General features: G+C 58.9%; 13 protein-coding genes. 9 read left to right on the forward strand and 4 right to left on the reverse strand.

The window, feature by feature from the left end; genetic code table 11:
• The first annotated feature begins 589 nt into the window (after nt 1-589).
• From ACID345_RS16600 to ACID345_RS16615, 4 genes are all read left to right on the forward strand, one after another.
• Nucleotides 590-1,663 (forward strand): energy transducer TonB, encoded by a 1,074-nt coding sequence (locus tag ACID345_RS16600; protein WP_011524014.1) that lies wholly within the window; start codon nt 590-592, stop codon nt 1,661-1,663.
• 27 nt (nt 1,664-1,690) lie between these two features.
• Nucleotides 1,691-3,520 carry a M48 family metalloprotease gene (locus ACID345_RS16605; protein WP_011524015.1) on the forward strand — a complete coding sequence of 610 codons (1,830 nt, stop codon included), beginning with the start codon at nt 1,691-1,693 and terminating at the stop codon, nt 3,518-3,520.
• Between the two features lie 94 nt (nt 3,521-3,614).
• Complete coding sequence (locus tag ACID345_RS25700) at nt 3,615-4,343, forward strand: class I SAM-dependent methyltransferase (protein ID WP_187148840.1); 729 nt, start codon at nt 3,615-3,617, stop codon at nt 4,341-4,343.
• Nucleotides 4,344-4,418: 75 nt separating this feature from the next.
• Nucleotides 4,419-4,979 carry an outer membrane beta-barrel protein gene (locus ACID345_RS16615; protein ID WP_011524017.1) on the forward strand — a complete coding sequence of 187 codons (561 nt, stop codon included), beginning with the start codon at nt 4,419-4,421 and terminating at the stop codon, nt 4,977-4,979.
• A gap of 54 nt (nt 4,980-5,033) precedes the next feature.
• Here ACID345_RS16615 and ACID345_RS16620 read toward each other — a convergent pair whose 3' ends face one another.
• The gene (locus ACID345_RS16620) at nt 5,034-8,261 is read right to left on the reverse strand and encodes a TonB-dependent receptor (RefSeq protein ID WP_011524018.1); all 3,228 of its coding nucleotides are present in this window, start codon (nt 8,259-8,261) and stop codon (nt 5,034-5,036) included.
• A 226-nt stretch (nt 8,262-8,487) separates the two neighbouring features.
• Between ACID345_RS16620 and mutL the strand changes: the two genes are divergently transcribed.
• From mutL to cmk, 3 genes are read left to right on the forward strand one after another with little or no spacing between them, the layout of a single operon-like run.
• Nucleotides 8,488-10,431 carry a DNA mismatch repair endonuclease MutL gene (gene mutL, locus ACID345_RS16625; protein WP_011524019.1) on the forward strand — a complete coding sequence of 648 codons (1,944 nt, stop codon included), beginning with the start codon at nt 8,488-8,490 and terminating at the stop codon, nt 10,429-10,431.
• A gap of 51 nt (nt 10,432-10,482) precedes the next feature.
• Nucleotides 10,483-11,430 carry a DNA glycosylase AlkZ-like family protein gene (locus tag ACID345_RS16630; protein ID WP_011524020.1) on the forward strand — a complete coding sequence of 316 codons (948 nt, stop codon included), beginning with the start codon at nt 10,483-10,485 and terminating at the stop codon, nt 11,428-11,430.
• On the forward strand, nt 11,427-12,110 hold the full coding sequence (cmk, locus tag ACID345_RS16635; protein WP_011524021.1) for a (d)CMP kinase: 684 nt from the start codon (nt 11,427-11,429) through the stop codon (nt 12,108-12,110). Before ACID345_RS16630 ends, cmk begins: the two co-directional genes overlap by 4 nt.
• A 3-nt stretch (nt 12,111-12,113) precedes the next feature.
• Here the strand turns inward: cmk and ACID345_RS16640 are convergent, their stop codons facing one another.
• Together ACID345_RS16640 and sthA are read right to left on the reverse strand one after the other, a co-directional pair.
• Entirely contained in the window at nt 12,114-13,796 is a 1,683-nt protein-coding gene (locus ACID345_RS16640) for a tetratricopeptide repeat protein (RefSeq protein ID WP_228370661.1), read from the reverse strand.
• Between the two features lie 53 nt (nt 13,797-13,849).
• Nucleotides 13,850-15,241, reverse strand: coding sequence for a Si-specific NAD(P)(+) transhydrogenase (gene sthA, locus ACID345_RS16645; protein WP_011524023.1), 1,392 nt, complete (start codon nt 15,239-15,241; stop codon nt 13,850-13,852).
• Nucleotides 15,242-15,368: 127 nt separating this feature from the next.
• Here sthA and ACID345_RS16650 point away from each other — a divergent pair, with 127 nt between their 5' ends.
• Together ACID345_RS16650 and ACID345_RS16655 are read left to right on the forward strand one after the other, a co-directional pair.
• Complete coding sequence (locus ACID345_RS16650; RefSeq protein WP_011524024.1) at nt 15,369-16,703, forward strand: M24 family metallopeptidase; 1,335 nt, start codon at nt 15,369-15,371, stop codon at nt 16,701-16,703.
• A gap of 3 nt (nt 16,704-16,706) precedes the next feature.
• Nucleotides 16,707-17,741, forward strand: a complete 1,035-nt coding sequence (locus ACID345_RS16655) for a CPBP family intramembrane glutamic endopeptidase (protein WP_011524025.1) — start codon at nt 16,707-16,709, stop codon at nt 17,739-17,741.
• Here the strand turns inward: ACID345_RS16655 and ACID345_RS16660 are convergent.
• Nucleotides 17,731-18,033 carry a hypothetical protein gene (locus tag ACID345_RS16660; RefSeq protein WP_011524026.1) on the reverse strand — a complete coding sequence of 101 codons (303 nt, stop codon included), beginning with the start codon at nt 18,031-18,033 and terminating at the stop codon, nt 17,731-17,733. The genes ACID345_RS16655 and ACID345_RS16660 overlap by 11 nt on opposite strands.
• Nucleotides 18,034-18,060 lie beyond the last annotated feature (27 nt).

Here is an 18,060-nt window from a genome sequence, read left to right on the forward strand (position 1 = left end):
GCACCCCTGAGTGAACTGCTAGGGCACAGTTCAGCGCGCTGCCCTGTGGGAACCGAAATCGAAGCTTCTCGCCGAGCCGCTGACTGATTAGGGCCGGAAGCCAATCGCGGTTCTCAAGGTGCGCAACACACTCTTTTTAAACGATTGAATTATTTTTTGAGGATTACGAAGAAGTAAACGAAACCATTTTCGGCGTTTGGGGTTGTAGCTAGCCTGAGCACCTCTTTTGAGCAGTAAAGATGCGGCTTTCACACATTCGAGGGGGTTGTTACTAAGGTGACGCAACTCTCGATTTTTTCAGCTCTGGATATCTGAACTTCTGTCACAATTGTTCCAATCTTCCAGCGCCTAAAGCCGCTAACCAAAGTCACTTCCAGACCGAACGCAGATTCGGCGCAACATCGAAAGTAGTGGGTGAGATTCATTGGCCATGACCGCGGGGCACAAGTTCGTACGCCTTCGGTAACTAGACGCTTTCCCTGATTCCTTGCAGAGTAAACGGAAACAGGAAGAGCCCAGGTCAATCTCTCCCCCGGATCCGGACGCGCTAGTCCAGCGCAAGACTGATGTTCTTTTGAGGGAAATCGCGATGGCAGAAATATCGCAGCGTTTGCCGTTCAGCCAATTAGAGATCAACGATACCCGAAAAGGTCCGTTTGGCACGAGCTTCATTGTTCAGGCAATTTGTGTGGCGATTTTGTTGAATCTCACAATCGTCGCTCCGAAGGTCCTCGACAAGAAGCAATACGAAACGATTGCGCTCACCGCTCCGGTAGAGCAGGCAAAAGTATCGCCCGCCCCGAAGGTGAAAGTTGCGCAACCGAAAATCAAGGTTGAGCCCACCCCGGTTCAGCCACAGCAAGTGAAGATCACGCCTCCACCGATGCCGACGCGAATTCCGCGACCTGCGCCGGTGCAAGAAGCGAAGATCGACGCACCTCCGGCACCGAAGTTCGATTCTCCGCGCGTTGACTTACCGCCCGGACCGAAGCCTGCAAAGCCGATCCACACAAATAACTTTGGCAGCACCGGTAGCTCGGCCACTCCGACGCTTGCGAATAAGAATGCCAATGAAGTGCAGACCGGCGGATTCGGCGACCCGAATGGCGTACCAGCCAGCGACAGCCACACCGGCAAAGTTGCGATCGCGAAACTGGGATCTTTTGATCTGCCGGAAGGCGCCGGCCAAGGCAATGGCACCGGCGGCGGACACGGAGCGAAAGGCACCGTCGTCAGCTCCGGATTCGGCAACGGCACGGCTGTTCAGGGTGGTGGTGGCCGCGGTACAGGCGGCACAGGTACTGGTAATGGTGGTCGCGTAGTGCAGACCGCGTTCAACACGCCGCAGCCCGCTGAGCCGACTACAACCAAGAAGGCCGTTGCGGAAGACTCCGGTTTTACACCATTCACGATTCTCTCGAAACCGAAGCCGACCTACAGCGAAGAAGGACGCAAGCGCCATATCGAAGGCGAAGTTCAACTCGACGTTGTGTTCATGGCGAACGGTCAGATCAAAGTTCTCGGCGTCACCCGCGGACTTGGCTATGGACTCGATGAAGCCGCCATCCAGGCGGCTCAGAAGATCCAATTTGTACCAGCCAAGCGCGGCGGACAGCCCGTGGATTACCAGGCCAAACTCAGGATTCTATTCCAGCTTACGTAGTGGGTTCGTTGGGGGAGGAAGAAGAAGATGCGTGGCATCAGCAAGGCTTTAATCGTACTGGCGGCAAGCATGATCTCGACGGCTGCATTCGCGCAAGCCGACGCGGCAGCGCCCCAGCAGCAGTCGTCGTCGTCAACGGCGCTTGACCAGGTCGTCGACAGACTGGCGGCAAAAGAGGCAGAGTACGTCAAGAACATGCGGCAGTACACGCCGCTGGTTGAGACCTACCTGCAGGAAATGCAGCCCGACCAAGCGCTCGGAGAAGTTCCGAAGAACGATTGGTATCACCTCAGCCGTCTGTCCCTGGCAAACCAGAAGATTGATGTCACGACGTTTTCTGGAAAGAATGACCTCAGCGCGCAAGAGGCCAACAAGGGCAACATGATGAGCCGGACAGCGAATGGCATGAGTAACGCCGCGCTGAAGACCCTGACCTTCGGAAAAGCCGGCAAGGGTGGCCCACAGTATGGCTACATGGCCAACGGCTTCGATTCGATGGTCATTGTTGATACAACCGGTCTCTCCCGTGCCCGCTACGATTTCAAGTTCGTTCGTCGCGAGTTTCTTGGCGACGTCCGCACCATCGTCCTCGATGTCAGCCCGAAATTCATGAAGGGCGATAAGCATCAGGACGTTCGTTTCCTCGGCCGCATCTGGATTGAAGACGAAGGCTCCAGCATCGTTCGTGTGAACGGCACCTACACGCCGGCACCAAAGGGCACCGCCTTCTTCCACTTCGACACGTGGCGCATCAACATGGGCCCCGGACTCTGGCTGCCGGCTTATATCTACAGCGAAGAATCCGGCTTGGCGGAAGACAAGAAGGGCAACGTGCATTACAACTTCCGCGCCCAGACCCGCCTGTGGGGCTACAACGTGACCCGTCCGGAGAACAACTCCGAATTGACGGAAGTCATGGTTGACGCTCCGGATCCGGTGAAGGACCAGAGCACGCAGAACACTGACGCCTCTCCGCTGGCCAGCCAACGCCAGTGGCAGCGTGAAGCCGAGGACAACATCCTCGAGCGTATGCAGAAGCTCGGTCTCGTCGCGCCTCCGGGGGAAGTTGACAAGGTTCTCGAGACCGTCGTCAACAACATCGAAGTCACCAACAACCTCGACGTCCAGCCCGAGATTCGTTGCCGCGTCATGCTGACCGCGCCTCTGGAGTCCTTCAACATCGGACACACGATCGTTCTCAGCCGCGGCTTCCTCGATACGCTGCCAGATGAAGCTTCTCTCGCCGCCGTTCTGGCACACGAGATGGGCCACATCCTGCTCGAACATAAATTCGACACCAAGTATGCGTTCAGCGATCGCATGCTCTTCCCCGACAACCACGTCTTCCAGCGGATTGATATCAAGCACACGCCTAAGGAAGAAGCGGATGCCGACGCGAAGGCCGCCGATCTGCTCCAGAACTCGCCCTACAAGGACAAGCTGAGCAGCCCGGGTCTTTTCCTGGCCGCTTTACAGCAGCGTGCGCCGCAGCTGCCGAATTTGCTGACTGCGAACATGGGAACGTCGGTGGTTTACGGCGCTCCGGCCAAGACCAAGAAGGGTGAGACGCCGCAGGCTGGCGTGCCCGCTCCTGGCTCGTTGCGCATGGCGAATCTTCAGGGCAACGCTCCGAAGCTCGATCCCGGCGACATGAAGCAGATTGCCGCCCTCCCGCTCGGCGGACGCATCAAGATGGATCCGTGGACCGACCGCATCGAGATCTCGAAGGCGAAGTCAGTTCCGCTGCTCTCTGCTCGCGACAAGATGCCATTCGAACTCACACCGATCTTCCCGTACCTGACCCGCGGCACCACCGCTGCACCGGCGACCGCGAGCAAGAGCACCAACGGGCAATAGACTTTCTCGACCGACGACTGTCTTCGTGCAGTAATCCCTCAAGGGCTCGCCTCTCCGGCGGGCCCTATTTTTATTGCCTCGCTATGATGGAAACGTGACGAAGACTCCCAGCCTTGGCCGAGCCGGACTCGCGTGGTATCGCGGTCTGTTGCAGCGCGACGGCGTGCTGCGTGGCACTGCGCACGCCTTAGGCAGCGGCTGGGAGTTGGCGCTGGACTACCTTCCCTCCCGTAAACGCCTTCGCTACGGCGACATCGACTACGACTTCGATCACGGCGTGAACACCACTTGGGCTGCGCCAACTCTTTCGGTGCGCCTACGAGAGATCTTCACTCGCGGCCAATACCAGCCGAGCGAGCCGGAATTATTCCGTCGAATTCTCGATGAGTTGAAGGTTAACCATTCGGAATTCGTCTTCATCGATCTCGGCAGCGGCAAGGGACGAACGCTGTTAATGGCAGCCGATTATCCCTTTCGGAAGATCATTGGCGCGGAGATCATTCCAGAGCTGCACGCGACCGCAGAACAGAACATCACCCGCTACCACAGCGATTCGCAAAAATGCTTCGAACTCGAAGCCTGGCTCGGCGATGCCCGCGAATTTCCCTACCCGCCGGCACCGTTGGTGCTCTACCTCTTCAATCCCTTCCCCGCCGACATCCTTCGCGACGTGCTGCAGCAGATCCATGCGACATTCACGCAGAGCCCGCGCGAAATCTTCGTCATCTACCACAACCTCGTCCACGAAGACGTCTTTCGCTCCATGGAATTCATGAGAACAATTCTTCACACACCGCAGTACGCGATCTATCGGCTCTCTTAGCACTCTCGAGTAAGCCTCACCCTCGTCCTGACCTGCATCTCATTCCAAGCACCCAAATTCATCTCGGAGTTCTTAATGAAGAAGTTGCTGTATCTTTCTGTGTTGCTCTCTGCTTTCCTCTGCGCTTCAGCTTTCGCGCAAAGCAATGAAGTCGCCCTCACCTACGGCGGCCAGTTCGTCTCGGGAGATTACGATTTCGGAAAAAGTGGCGTACTCGAAGCCAACATCGCGCACCGCCTCGTCAACGGCGAGGTGGCGGGATTGTATTTCGAACTTCCGCTGACGTGGACGTTCAAGAACGCCCGCACCGACCCTGCCGCCGCACTCCACGACCACTACACCGGCTTCTTCTTCACTCCCGGTGTGAAGATCAAAGTCCTGCCGCAGCTACCGATCTCTCCCTACGGGTTCGTCGGCGTCGGTCTCGCACACTTCCACAACTCCGACACCGACCAGGTCTCCTACGAGAACGTGATTGACTACGGCGCGGGCCTCGATTGGAAAGTCCTGCCACTCCTCAGCATCCGCGGCGAGCTCCGCGACTTCAACTCCGGCGTCCCGCGCATGGGCTTTCCCAACCCCGGCAGCCGCCAGCAGAACGTAATGGCCACCGTCGGCCTCGCCCTCCACTTCTAAATCGCAGAGAAAAAGGCCGCATCCGAAGATGCGGCCCTATGTTCTTGATGCCAGTTAGAACGTGACTTTGAGCGACAACTGGATGTCGCGCGGGCCGCCGCCACCGAGGAACGGATTGCCACCGCCTACATCAGGAGTCGCCGTGATCGGCAGGAATCCATGTCCCACGCCGCTCGCGTCTCCGTTGTAAGCCGCGTCCACCACGTAATTCGGAAGCACCGGGTTGGAGAAGTTCGGATGGTTGAAGATGTTGAAGAAGTCCGCGCCGAAGCGAGCGTTTACTCGTTCCGTGAAGGCAAACGTCTTCGACACTGAGAAGTCGAAATTCTTGTACGCCGGACCGCGGAACGCGTTGCGGCTCAAGCTCCCAATGTGCTGGCCGTCGATACAGCCACCGTTCACGTTGTCCCAGTTGCAAGGCGCTGCGAACGCCGAGAGGTTAAGGAAATTGGCCGGTCCATGCGTGCCTGCCCAAGGATCTCCAACCAAGTCCGGGCGGCCGAAGTACTCGCCCGTTCCGTTGATGTCGTAATTGAAGTTGTCGAGCCAGGTCACGTTGAACGGCTGCCCATCAGCGAGCGACAGTACACCGTTGAGCGCCCACCCGTTCGTGATCCACTTCGCTGTCTCGAACTTCGGCAGTTCGTACGTGTAATACCACTTGAACGCCTTACGCAAGTCGAAGTTAGAGTTAGCTCTCTCGGCGCCAGGATTGAAGCTGTTGTCCGGCTGCGTAGCGTTGGTCACATAGTCCTGACCGTCGCTGGCATTGTCGATCGAGTGGCCCCACGTGAAGTTCATCGTCGAGGTCAGTCCGTGCCAGCTCGAGATTTTGAACTGCGCCTGGAGCGCGTTGTAACCCGAAGCCGCCGATGACTGGAACTGGTTCACGTAGTAATACTGCGGATACGCGATCGAGCCATCGGCCGGATTGACCTGGTTAAGATCGATGTAGCGGAACAGTTTGCGGCCCTGCGATCCAACGTAGCTCAGGCTCACCGCCACACCGTTGCGGATCTCTTGTTCAACGTTGACGTTGTAGCTCTGGATGTACGGCGTCCGCAGGTGCTGGTCCACGCTGAACACATCCGTGGCACCGTAGCCGGTGAATATCGGCGTGTGGTTTGCAGGATTCGGATCGATCGGATTCACGCTGCCGGTAAAGTCAATCTCGGCGCCGGGAACCGCGTTGTATGCGGGACCGGGATTGAAGGTGTTCCACGGCAACTGTCCTACGAAAAAGTCCTGCGAGAATGCGTCGTAGAACATTCCATAGCCGGCGCGGACCACCGTATGGCCGGTACCGAAGACGTCATAGGCGAGGCTCAGGCGGGGCCCAAAGTTGTTGAAGTCCTTCGGGTAGAGCGTGCTCGGGCCGCCATTTGCTCCCACCTGTTTCAGGTTTCCGGTCGGGACGTCGAGGAAGCTGAACAGGTTGTTTTGCTCACCGATCACGCCGAAATAATCCCAGCGCAATCCGTAGTTGACCGTCAGCCGGTTGGTCAGCCGCCAGTTGTCCTGGAAATAGAATGCGTGGTTGTTCTCGAAGGTGTGGCGCGCGGAGTACCCCGTGGCCGAGTGGTTTCCTGAATCCGCAGGCGTGCCCGCGAGAAAATCGTCGAACGAGTTGAAGTGGATTCGGCCGCGATAGGCCGCGTCGAAGTAGCCATTCACGAACGTGCGGCGAAATTCATAGCCCCATTTGAAATTGTGCTTGCCGGTGCTATACGACGCATTGGTAAAGAACTGCGTGTTTGTATCGACGCGTCCGCGCGGCACAGAAAGGTTCGCGCCGATGCTGCCAGTGCCATCGCCGAACGTCATCAGCGGCAATCCCCCGTCCCTCGCCGTAGCGCTCGGCGATGCCGAGTACAACCCGATCGACGCCGGATCGAAGCTCTTGTCCTGCGCGAAGAACTGCTCCGCAAAACGGTTCCAGCCGCCGCGGAACTCCATCAGGAACTTCGGCGAAAAGATGTGCGTGTACGACAGCGAAACAATCTGCACCCGCGTTGGCGTCGTGGTGTTGAAACCTGGAGTTACGCCGCCGCCGACCAGCGCCAACGGGAAGCTCTGGCTGCTGTTGCCGTAGTAATAACGGCCCGTGATGAGATCGTGCTTATCGGCGCCCAGGAAGTGGTGATCGATCTTTGCGATCAGGCTATCGACTGTGTTCGTGAACGGATTCGTCAAGAGCACGTTGCCGTCTGATTGCGGCAAGGTTCCCCACGGATTGCGAGCGAGCAGGCTCGCGATCACGGGATTTACCACGCCGCCACCGGCAGTGTAGGCGCCGATTTGGTCCAGCGTCGGCACTGTCTCGGGCGTTGGAATGCCGCCGCTTTCACGCTGTCCTTCATAAGAGAAGAAGAAGAACGTACGGTCCTTGATGATCGGGCCGCCCAGCGATCCGCCAAACTGATTGTTGTGGAACGCGTCCTGCGGGCCGGAGCTGTTGAAGTAGTTGCGCGCATCCAGTCCGTTATTGCGGAAGTACTCGTACACGCTGCCGTGCAGCGCGTTCGTCCCAGAGCGCGTGACGCTGTTCACCACCGCGCCGGAGTTGCGTCCGTATTCGGCTTCCGTATTCGAAATCACCGGAACTTCGGCAAGGGCGTCTATGGGAAGAATCGTTGCAGGTGTACCGAACACGCCGCCCTCGTTGATGGCCGGCAGATTGCGGTAACCGTCATTCATGTCGGTACCGTCGAGCAGGTAGTTGTTGGAGCGTCCACGGTTGCCGTTGATGCTGACCATGCCGAATGAACCAGGCGAGTCATTGATACCGCTCGGGTCACCCGCTGCGCCTGGGACTAACTGGAAGAGCTTGGTGAAATCACGCCCGTTGACCGGCAGGTCCTTCGCCTGGTCGCCGGAAATCGTGTCGCCCGTGGTGTCGGCCTGCGTCTCGATTACCGGAATCTCTGCCGAGACGTCAATCGTTTCCTTCACCTGGCCCGGAGTGAGCGTGGCGTTGGCGCGGTTCGGAGCGCCGACTTCCACTTTCACCCCGCGAATTACCTGCTTGCGGAATCCATCGTGCTCGACTGTAACGTCATAAGCGCCAAGCGGCATTTCCGTAAACACGTAGTTGCCGGATCCATCGGTCGTCGCGCTACGCGAGGTGCCGGTTGCGGGATCGTTGGCGGTGACTTGTGCGCCGGGGATGGCTGCACCAGAGGCATCTGTGACTGTGCCTTCGATGCCGCCTCTGAATGTTTGAGCTAGGAGGGTGAAACTGGACGCGAGCAATACAACCAGCAGCAGGAGCTTCGCTCTCATGCACTTTCCTCTTGGGTATGCGGCATCCGCCGCAGGATGTGGAATCCTCAACGTATTTCCGGTCTGCGCCGGTCTATTCAGTTCTGCGTTTAGATTCCGAGGATTATACGGGGAATTTCGCGGATACGGCCTCAAAATAACCAATGGAACCAATTCAGCATTCGCCACCGCAGTGCTATCCACAACCACAAATCCATTACACTGAATCGAATCTGTTCCCTTCACCATGGGCCGCATCCACGTTCTCTCCGAACATGTCGCCAACAAAATCGCCGCCGGCGAGGTGGTCGAACGCCCCGCGTCGGTAGTGAAGGAGTTGATCGAGAACTCGCTCGATGCCGGCGCCAAGCGCATTCGCGTGCACGTAGAAGCTGGTGGCAAGAAACTGATCCACATTGTGGACGACGGCATCGGCATGTTTCGCGACGACGCTATGCTTGCGTTCGAACGTCACGCGACTTCGAAACTGAAAAATCCCGAGGACCTGCTCAGCATCTCGACACTCGGCTTCCGCGGTGAAGCACTCCCGTCCATCGCATCGGTTGCGCGCGTCCGCCTTGAAACTCGCGCCAACGAAGAACCAAGCGGCACCGTCCTCGAGATCGCCGGCGGCAAGATTCTGAAGATCGAAGAAGCCGGCCTACCCCTCGGTACCTCCATCGCAATAAAAGACCTCTTTTTCAATACACCCGCCCGCAAGAAATTTCTGAAAAGCGAATCCACCGAGCTCTCCCACATCGCGTCGCTGGTCACCCATTACGCGCTCGCGCATCCCGAGATGCATTGGGAGCTGCACTCCGCGACCAACGCACTGCTCATTGCTCCGCCAGTCGCCACGCAGAGCGAACGCATCTACCAGGTCTTCGGCAACGAGACGCTCGACCAACTCATCCCGCTCGCCGCGCAAATCAAACTCGAACGCATCGGGCTGCCTAAGCCACCGCCGTGGCTACGCAAAAACGAAGACGACGAGGAAGAACAAACAGTCGAGCCCGGTGAAGTTCGACTCCACGGATTCATCTCGAAGCCCGAAATCCAGAAGCTCAATCGCAACTCGATCTTCGTCTTCGTCAACGGCCGTCTCATTCGCGACCGCCTCGTCCAGCACGCACTCACCGAGGCCTATCGCAACATCCTGCCACCCACGCTCTTCCCTGTCGTTCTCCTCTTTCTCGAAATGCCCTACACGGAAGTCGACGTCAACGTGCATCCGTCGAAGACCGAAGTCCGCTTCCGCCAGCAGTCGCTCGTCCATGACTTCGTGCGCGACTCGGTCCGCGCGGCATTGTCGAAAGCGCGCCCAATCCCACAGTTCATTTCCGAGATTCACGCCCAACCGAAGGCTTCGCCGTCACTTACACCCGGCGCACAGACCGCGCCTGCCTTCGCGTTGGAAGCGCAGGAAGAACCCGTGCTGCCCGAGCGCCTTCAATTCGGTGGCGACGCCATCTCCGTCGAGGCCAACGCAGCTGTGCCCGTCGCCCGCTTCGGTGCGCAGACCTTCGGTTCTCACGTCGCGCAGCAACAAACGGTTCCCGAGACCAGTGGCTGCGACTACGAACTCCCCGATCTACCGGCCGCTGACGCTCCGCTCGCATCGCTCAGGCCCCTCGGCCAGATTCGCGAATCCTTCATTCTTGCTACGAGCAACGAAGGCCTCTGGATCATCGACCAGCACGTCGCCCACGAGCGCGTACTCTTCGAGAAGGTCCTAAAGCAACGAGCAGCCGCCTCGGTTGAAACCCAGCAATTACTCATGCCTCTGATCGTCGAACTCACTCCCGGCCAGCAAGCCGTCTTCACCGAGATCGCCGAAGAGCTTCACCAGAACGGCTTCGAAGTCGAACCCTTTGGCTCAAGGACTTTCGCCGTCAAAGCAGCACCCGCAGGAATCCGCGCCGAAGATATCGAAAAGACCCTGAGCGAAGTCCTCGATTCCTTCGAACGCGAGCAGCAGGCCTTCAACCTTGAGCACGCGCAAAGCCGCATCGCCGCCACCATTGCCTGCCACGCAGCCATCAAGGTCAACATGCCGCTCACGCAGGATAAAATGGAGTGGCTCCTCGCCGAGCTCGCCAAAACCGAGCACCCCATGACTTGTCCGCACGGACGCCCCATCGTTCTTCGCTATTCTGTCAAGGACATTCAGAAGGCCTTTAAGCGCATCTGAAGCCGGCAATCGCCGCGCGTCATTTACCATAGAGACTGTTACAAAAACGATATGACTGAACCGCAGTTGCAGGAGCTTCGGCAAAAGAAGTGGCGCTTGACCGGCGGCGAACCCATCCGCACCGTCGAGGACGCCCGCGATTTCATTGAGACCGTCGGCTTCTGCACCATGTATCCCCTCCGGCCCGCCGTCATGCTGCCCACGTTTCTTGGCGCGTATGTCGGCAATGAAGTGAATCTTCCAACTTGGCAACATGCGTTCGCTGACCACCGCGCTCAGGAAGCGACAGAACTGATGGTCCGCCTGCTGCGCTCTCGCGCAGCCTTCGAAGCCAACGTCTTCGGCGAGACGCCGTTCCTTGTTGCCGCCTCCGTCTATCCCTTTTTCTACGGACTCGTTGGCGACCGCAATCCTCGCCAGGTACCCAAGAGCGGCCCGCGTTCTGAATATTCGCCGCTCGCCGCGCATGCCTTCCAGGCGATTCAGAAAGACGGCCCCATCTCGAAACCGCAGCTCCGCGACACCCTTGGCGGAGACCTCTCCGAAGCGGCCCTCGATCGCGCCCTCAACGACCTCTGGTCGAAACTTCGCATCACCCGCGTGGACTACACCCGCGAGGATGGCGCCTTCTGGGATGTCCTCTTCCGCTGGGCGCCCGATCCCGTCCGCGAAGGCATGCACCTTTCGGTCGGCGTTGCGCTCTCCGCGTTGGTCTCGAAATACATTGACTGCGTAGTGGCCGCCGAGCAGACCGAAGTCGAAGAGTTCTTCAGCCATCTCGTGGCACGGTCCAAAGCTCGTGAAGCGATCAACGCTCTGCTCGCCGCCCGCGAGTTCAGCTACGTCCACATCGGCGGTCGCGCCATGATCACCATCAAGCCACCGAAGGAAGAGCCCGCTCCGCGTCCCGCCCGCAGTCTCGACACGCCGCAGCGCAACCGCCCTCTGGTGGATCGCCGCAAGCCGCGCACTACGCCGGGAACCAAGCCCCGTCCATGAGCGAACTGCGCAAACTGGTCATTGCCATTGATGGTCCCGCTGGCGCCGGCAAGAGCACCATTGCCTCGCGCCTGGCCCGGAAGCTCGGCTACGTGAACCTCGAGTCTGGCGCCATGTACCGTGCGCTCGCGCTGAAGGCGATTGAAAACGACGTCTCATTCGACGATTCCGCCTCGCTGCTTCGCCTCGCCGAGAGCTCGCGCATAGAACTTCAGCCGCAGATCGACGGCAATCGTGTTCTCCTCGATGGACAGAATGTCTCGCGTCGCATTCGTGAACGCGACGTTACCGAAGGTGCCTCGCGCGTCTCAGTACACCCCCCAGTGCGCGAGTGGATGGTCGCCCGCCAGCGCGAAATGGGCGTGAACGGAGGCGTGATCATGGAAGGTCGCGACATCGGCACCGCCGTGTTCCCCGACGCCGATCTAAAGATTTTTCTCGACGCCGATCCTACCGTCCGCGCCGAGCGCCGCATCGAGCAGAACGCCGCCAAGAACGACGAAGCTGCCGCGAAAGCTCTCCGCGAAGATCTCCTACGCCGCGATCAGCGCGACACCACGCGCACTGCATCACCGCTAGTGCCTGCCGCGGATGCCATCGTTCTCGACTCGTCTAAGTTGGGGATCGAAGAAGTTCTTACTCGCATCGAGCAGTTGATCGCGGAACGATCCAAGGCGTAGCCGCTACTGCCCTCGTCCTTGTTTGCTGAGCAATCCCGCTAACCCGCGTTGATATTCCGCGTTTTCGGGATCAATATCGAGCGCGTTTCGATAATGCTGCTCCGCCGACTCCAAATCGCCCTTCTGCTGTTCGATCTGGGCGATGAAGAACAACGCCGTAGCACGGCCGTATTTCACATCGGACGGCTCGGTGGCCGGATTCGCCGCGAACCTGCTTGAAACTTCGAGCGATCTGCGGAAAGACTTCCCGGCATCGCTCAGCTTCCCGGCATTGAATTCCATCAACCCCTTGCTCCGCCAAAGCCCCGGCGACTCCGGTAACACCTGCAGCCCTTCATCAAGTACGCGAATTCCCGCTCCCGGATCTTGTTCCGTGACCAGTCGTGCTAGTTCCACGCGCGCATTCACGCTATGCGGAGCAACCTGCACCGCCCGCGTCCACAGCGTCAGATTGTTATCCCAAAAGCCTGTCTCGTACCACGTAACCGCCGACCACGCTGCGATCAGCGAAACCGAAAACACGATCGCGAAAATTCGTTTGGTGCCGCCGTCACGCATTGCCCAAAGCGCCGCGTACGCCAGCAGCGCGCAAAACGAATACGAAGGCAATTGCAGATAGCGTTCGTGCATCGTCACGCGATTCGCGTACACGATCACCGGCACCAGATTCAGCAGGAACGACGCAGCCAGAAACAGTACCCGCCACGATCCCGTCCTCTTCCACGCCCATACAACCAACACACAAAACGCAACGAAGATCATTAGCGGCAGAACGAATCTAGCCGTTGACGGCCCCGTAACCGGCGTCCAGTCGTGCAGGATCGCCATGCGCGTTGGCACGATCAGTTTTCTCAGGTACCACCAGAATGCCGCAGGCCCCGACCACAGATCACCGAGGTTCACCCCGGTCCTGATCGCATTCGACCGACCAGCCAGCGGCTTGATCGCGGCTTGTCGTAGCGCGAGGTACACCCCCGTCGCGAGCCCATACGGCACAAGAACAACAAGCGTGCTCCGCCATCGTGCCGCGCGCTCGCTCTGCATCGCGCAATGCAACAGCACGAGCACTGGCGTGATTACGAGCGACTCCTTCGTCAGCAGCGCCAGCAAGTGAAACGCGCCCGAACCCGCAAGCCAACCCCAGCGCTTCGTCTTCCACCAGCGAAAATAAAAGATCAGCGTTACGAAGAAATAGATGGCGGCTTGCCCGTTGTTCGCTCCACTTACGTTCCATGCCGTCGATTCCACTTCACACGGATGGAGCACGAACAACATCGCCGTGAGCGCAGCAAGTTGTTCATCCTCGAAGAACTCACACCCAAAGCGAAATGCAGTGAAATACACCAACACTTGCGTGAGCAACGTCGCCAGGTGATACCACGCTGCCGTCCCGGGCGTGAGTCGCTCGACCAGAGCCCACCAGACCGACACGAACGGCCGATAGTACGAAGATCCGCCTTCAATCGTGCCGCCGAACGCATCCACGCGGAACGCATGAATCAGCGCGTGCCAACTATGAATCCAAGGAATGCGCTGGAAGAGCAGATCGTCAAATACGAAATCAAAGCTCAGCGTGCGGATGTAGAGCGCGAGAAGCAGCACCAATCCAGCGCGGAAGATCGCCTGCGACGACGGCACCCATCCTGCAGCGGGGCGCGACTCTAAATGGGAAGCCGATGAGCTCAACGTGCCTTTGTTATACCGCAAACCTGCACGAGCTCATCCTCAGAAATACTCGATCAAAGTTTGTTCAGGCCATCCAACGCAGCGACCTTATACGCCTCGGCCATCGTCGGATAGTTGAACACCGTATCGCGGAAGTACTCGATCGACCCGCCGAAGCTCAGCACTGCCTGCCCAATGTGGATGATCTCCGCCGCGCGCTCGCCAATGATGTGCACTCCGAGCAGCTTCAGAGACTCGCTGTGGAACAGCAGCTTGAGCAGCCCGTGCTCATCGCCGAGCATCTGTCCCTTCGCAAGTTCGCTGTAGCGGGCGATGCCGACCTCGTAGGGCACTTTATCGTGGGTGAGCTGCTCTTCCGTTTGCCCAACGATCGAGATCTCCGGAATCGTATAAATGCCGTACGGAAAAAACTGCGGCCGCATCTTCGACGGCACGCCAAACATGTTGCAGCTCGCGATTCTTCCCTGCTCCATCGACGTGCTTGCGAGGGCGGGAAAGCCGATCACATCGCCCGCCGCGTAGATATTCGGTACCGCAGTCTGGAACTGCTCATTGACTTCAAGCTTGCCGCGATCGCCGGTCTTCAGCCCCGCGCTCTCGAGATTGAGCTTGTCGGTATTCGCCTGCCGTCCAACCGTAAACAGCAATCCGTCGCCGTGCACGCGCTTGCCGCTTTCAAGGGTCGCGATCACCCGGCCGCGCTCGGCATCATACACACAGGTAGTCACCTTTTCACCGAGTCGGAAGATCACATTGAGTTGTCGCAACTGGAATTGCAGGCTGTCCATGATCTCGCGGTCGATAAAGTCGAGAATCGTCGGACGCGCATCGAGGATCGTGATCTTCACGCCCAACGCTGCGATCATCGACGCGTATTCCAGGCCGATCACGCCCGCGCCCACCACGATCAGCTCGCGCGGAACCTCGCTCAACGAGAGCAACTGGTCGGAGTTGAAAATGTGAGTGCCATCGAGCTGGTAGTGCTGGTCCGACGCAGGCCGCGTACCCGTGGACACCAGGAAGTTTTCCGACGTCACGCGGCGCGTACCTTCCGCCGATTCCACCTCGACCGTATGTGCATCCACAAAGCGCCCGTAACCGTCGAGCGGTACAACCTGGTTCCGTTGCAGCTGCGCTCGAATGACTTCAGTCTCGCGCTTGATCACGGCATCCACGCGGAATGTGAGGTCCGCCATCACCACGCGGTCTTTTACCTGGTAGCTGCGACCGTAAAACGTCTTCTCGCGGAAGCCGCTGAGATACAGCACCGCTTCGCGGAGGGTCTTACTCGGAATCGTTCCGCTGTGTACGCAAACGCCGCCGAGCGCCCAACGGTTCTCAACAATCGCAACTCGCTTGTGCAGTTTGGCAGCGCAAATCGCGCCTTTTTGGCCGGCTGGCCCGCTTCCAAGGACTACCAGGTCATAGTCGTATCCGTTTGGCATGGTGGCGTCGGGTTGGATGTTAACGGACTTATGCGGCCATTGCCAGTGGAGAGTACCGCAAAGGTGCCGATTGAAACGTAGCGTTCACAATCTCGGCGATAGCCTCGTCTGCTAGCATTCCATAACCATGATTCGTAAGCTGCTGGTCCTCGCTCTGCTCCTTGCGCCGTTCTCCGGCGCCATGGAACGCCAAAATAACGCCGACTACCGTGCTCGGCGCCAGAAACTTGCCGCCGAATTGAAGGGCGGTGTTCTGGTGCTCTTCGCACCCACCGAGCCCTCCGCCGGAAACGCCACCAGCGGCTTTCGCCAGGACGATAACTTCTATTACCTCACCGGCTGGTCGGAGCCCGGCGCCGCGATCATGATCGCCGCCGAAGTCGTGGCGAAAGATGAGCATCCCGCGCGTGCCTATACGGAAGTGCTCTACCTTCCGGCGCACAACACCGTGCAGGAAAAGTGGACTGGCCCGAAACTCGGCCCTGAGAACCCGCAAGCCCGCGACCTCACCGGATTCGACCGCGTCGAACTGCTCGACAAAATGCGCGACGACATCGCCGACCTTCTCCAAAAGGATCCTCGTGCGCCGATCTATTCCGACATCTCGACTGGCGACGAAGTCTCGCCTTCCGCCGACGGACTAGCCTGGCTGAAACGCGCCAACGCGTTTCCCGTCGTCCGCTTCGCCGACTTCAAGCCGATCGTCAGCGACCAGCGCCGTGTTAAGGACGCTGGCGAAATCGAGTTGATCCGCAAAGGTACGAATGCCTCCATCGCTGGCCATTTGGCCGCATTCAAAGCCATACATCCCGGCGTAACCGAGCGCGAAATCGCCGCGCTGCAGATGTACGAGTTCGGCAAGCGCGGCTGCGAGCGACCGGCCTACGCGCCCATCGTCGGCTCCGGCTACAACGGCACCGTGCTGCACTACTCCGAAGATTCCGGCACGCTGAAAGATGGCGACCTCGTCGTCATGGACGTAGCTGGCGAATACAGCATGTACGCCTCCGACATCACCCGTACGGCTCCGGTCAACGGCCATTTCACGGCCCGCCAGCGCGAGATCTATGAAATCGTCCTTGGCGCACAGCGCGCGGCCATCGAAGCATTCGTCTCAGGCAAGTCTGTGCTGCTCGGCAAGACTGACGACTCGCTCTACAAAGTCGCCTACGACTACATCAATACCCACGGCAAAGACCTGCACGGCGAGCCGTTAGGCAAGTACTTCATCCACGGCCTCGGCCACTACGTTGGGCTTGAGGTCCACGACCCCGGTTCCTACGCCACGCCGTTGCAGCCAGGCATGGTCTTCACCATCGAACCGGGTGTTTATATCCCCGAAGAGAAGCTCGGCGTACGCATCGAAGATATTGTGTACGTTGACGCCAACGGCAAACTCGTGGACTACACCGCCGCGCTCCCGCACACCGTCGAAGAAGTCGAAAAGGCAATGAAGAAATAGGCCATGGATCCCCAATTTCCTCCCGACCAACCGATCGAAATCTCACCACAGTCGCCAACGCTCGATCCTGTGCTCGCACCTCCACCTCCTCCGCGCACGAACGCCTTCATCGGCCCGAACGGCCTGCGCGCGGGCTGGAAGTGGCTGATTTTCTTTCTCATCTTCTGTGCCCTTATCTTCGGCATGGCTATGGTGGTGCGCTTGTTCATTCCCAGGTACACCCCCAACGATCGCAACCTAAAAGTCATGTTTGCGTTTGAAGTCATCCAGGCCGCGTGTGTGCTGCTCGCAACCGGCATCATGGCTAAACTCATCGACAAGAAGAAGTGGGGCTACTTCGGTCTCCCGCTCTCGCGTGCGTTCAACATCGAGTTCTGGTACGGAGCGATCGTGGGTTTCGGTGCGCTCGCGGTCCAGCTCGAAATCATGCATCTCGGCGGCTGGTTCGATTTCGGGCCGGTTGTACTGCATGGAGCCACTGCCCTGAAATTCGGCCTGTTCTGGGGCGCGTTCTTCCTCTGCGTCGGTCTTTTTGAAGAAGGCTTCCTGCGCGGCTACCCGCAGCGTGTGCTCACCAATGGCATGGGTTTCTGGCCGTCAGCCTTGTTGCTCTCTTTGCTCTTCGCCGGGCTGCACGTCGGCAACAAAGGCGAGAACCCCTTCGGCATCTTCATGGTCTTTGTGGACGGCATGGTGATGTGCTTCACCTTGTGGCGTACCGGAACCATGTGGTTCGCCGTCGGCAACCACGCCGCGTGGGACTGGGCGCAGACCTACTTCTTCGGCACGCCCGACAGCGGTATGAAACCGATCGGCGCGCTCTTGTCGCCGTCGTTCCACGGCCCAACGCTCCTCAGCGGCGGCAATGCCGGTCCAGAAGGCAGCGTGCTCGTGCTTCTTTCGGAAACATTGATCGCGGTGTCGGTTGCGGTGGTCTATCGCGAAAGGAAATATCCGCTGCAAGAAGATGAAGCGCCCGCACAGCCTTCACCGGAGATCACGCCGACCATTGCGCCTTCGGCTTTTCCTACCGCGTAGCGGCGGTAGGATAGACCGCGGTCCCCGCCTGCGGTTCGTACACGCCCATTACCGCGTCCCAGTGCTCATTGCACACCAACCCGCGTTCTGAGCCATCGTGCGTACCGCGATGGCTCTCGTCGATTACGCAGGGCGCGAATTTGAAGAGGGCGCGAATCGCCGCTAGCTCGAGATAGCAATCGAAGTACACCCACTCGCGGCAGTTCTTCGACCACGCCGCTCCGCGAAATGTCTCGCGGATGCCAACAGCAGCAATGGCTTCTTCCAGCGGATGCAGGTGTTCGCAAAGCATGGAACGCGAGTGTAGCAGGAACGCTCA

The sequence above is a fragment of the Candidatus Koribacter versatilis Ellin345 genome, from assembly GCF_000014005.1.
Classification (GTDB): Bacteria; Acidobacteriota; Terriglobia; order Terriglobales; family Acidobacteriaceae; genus Korobacter; species Korobacter versatilis_A.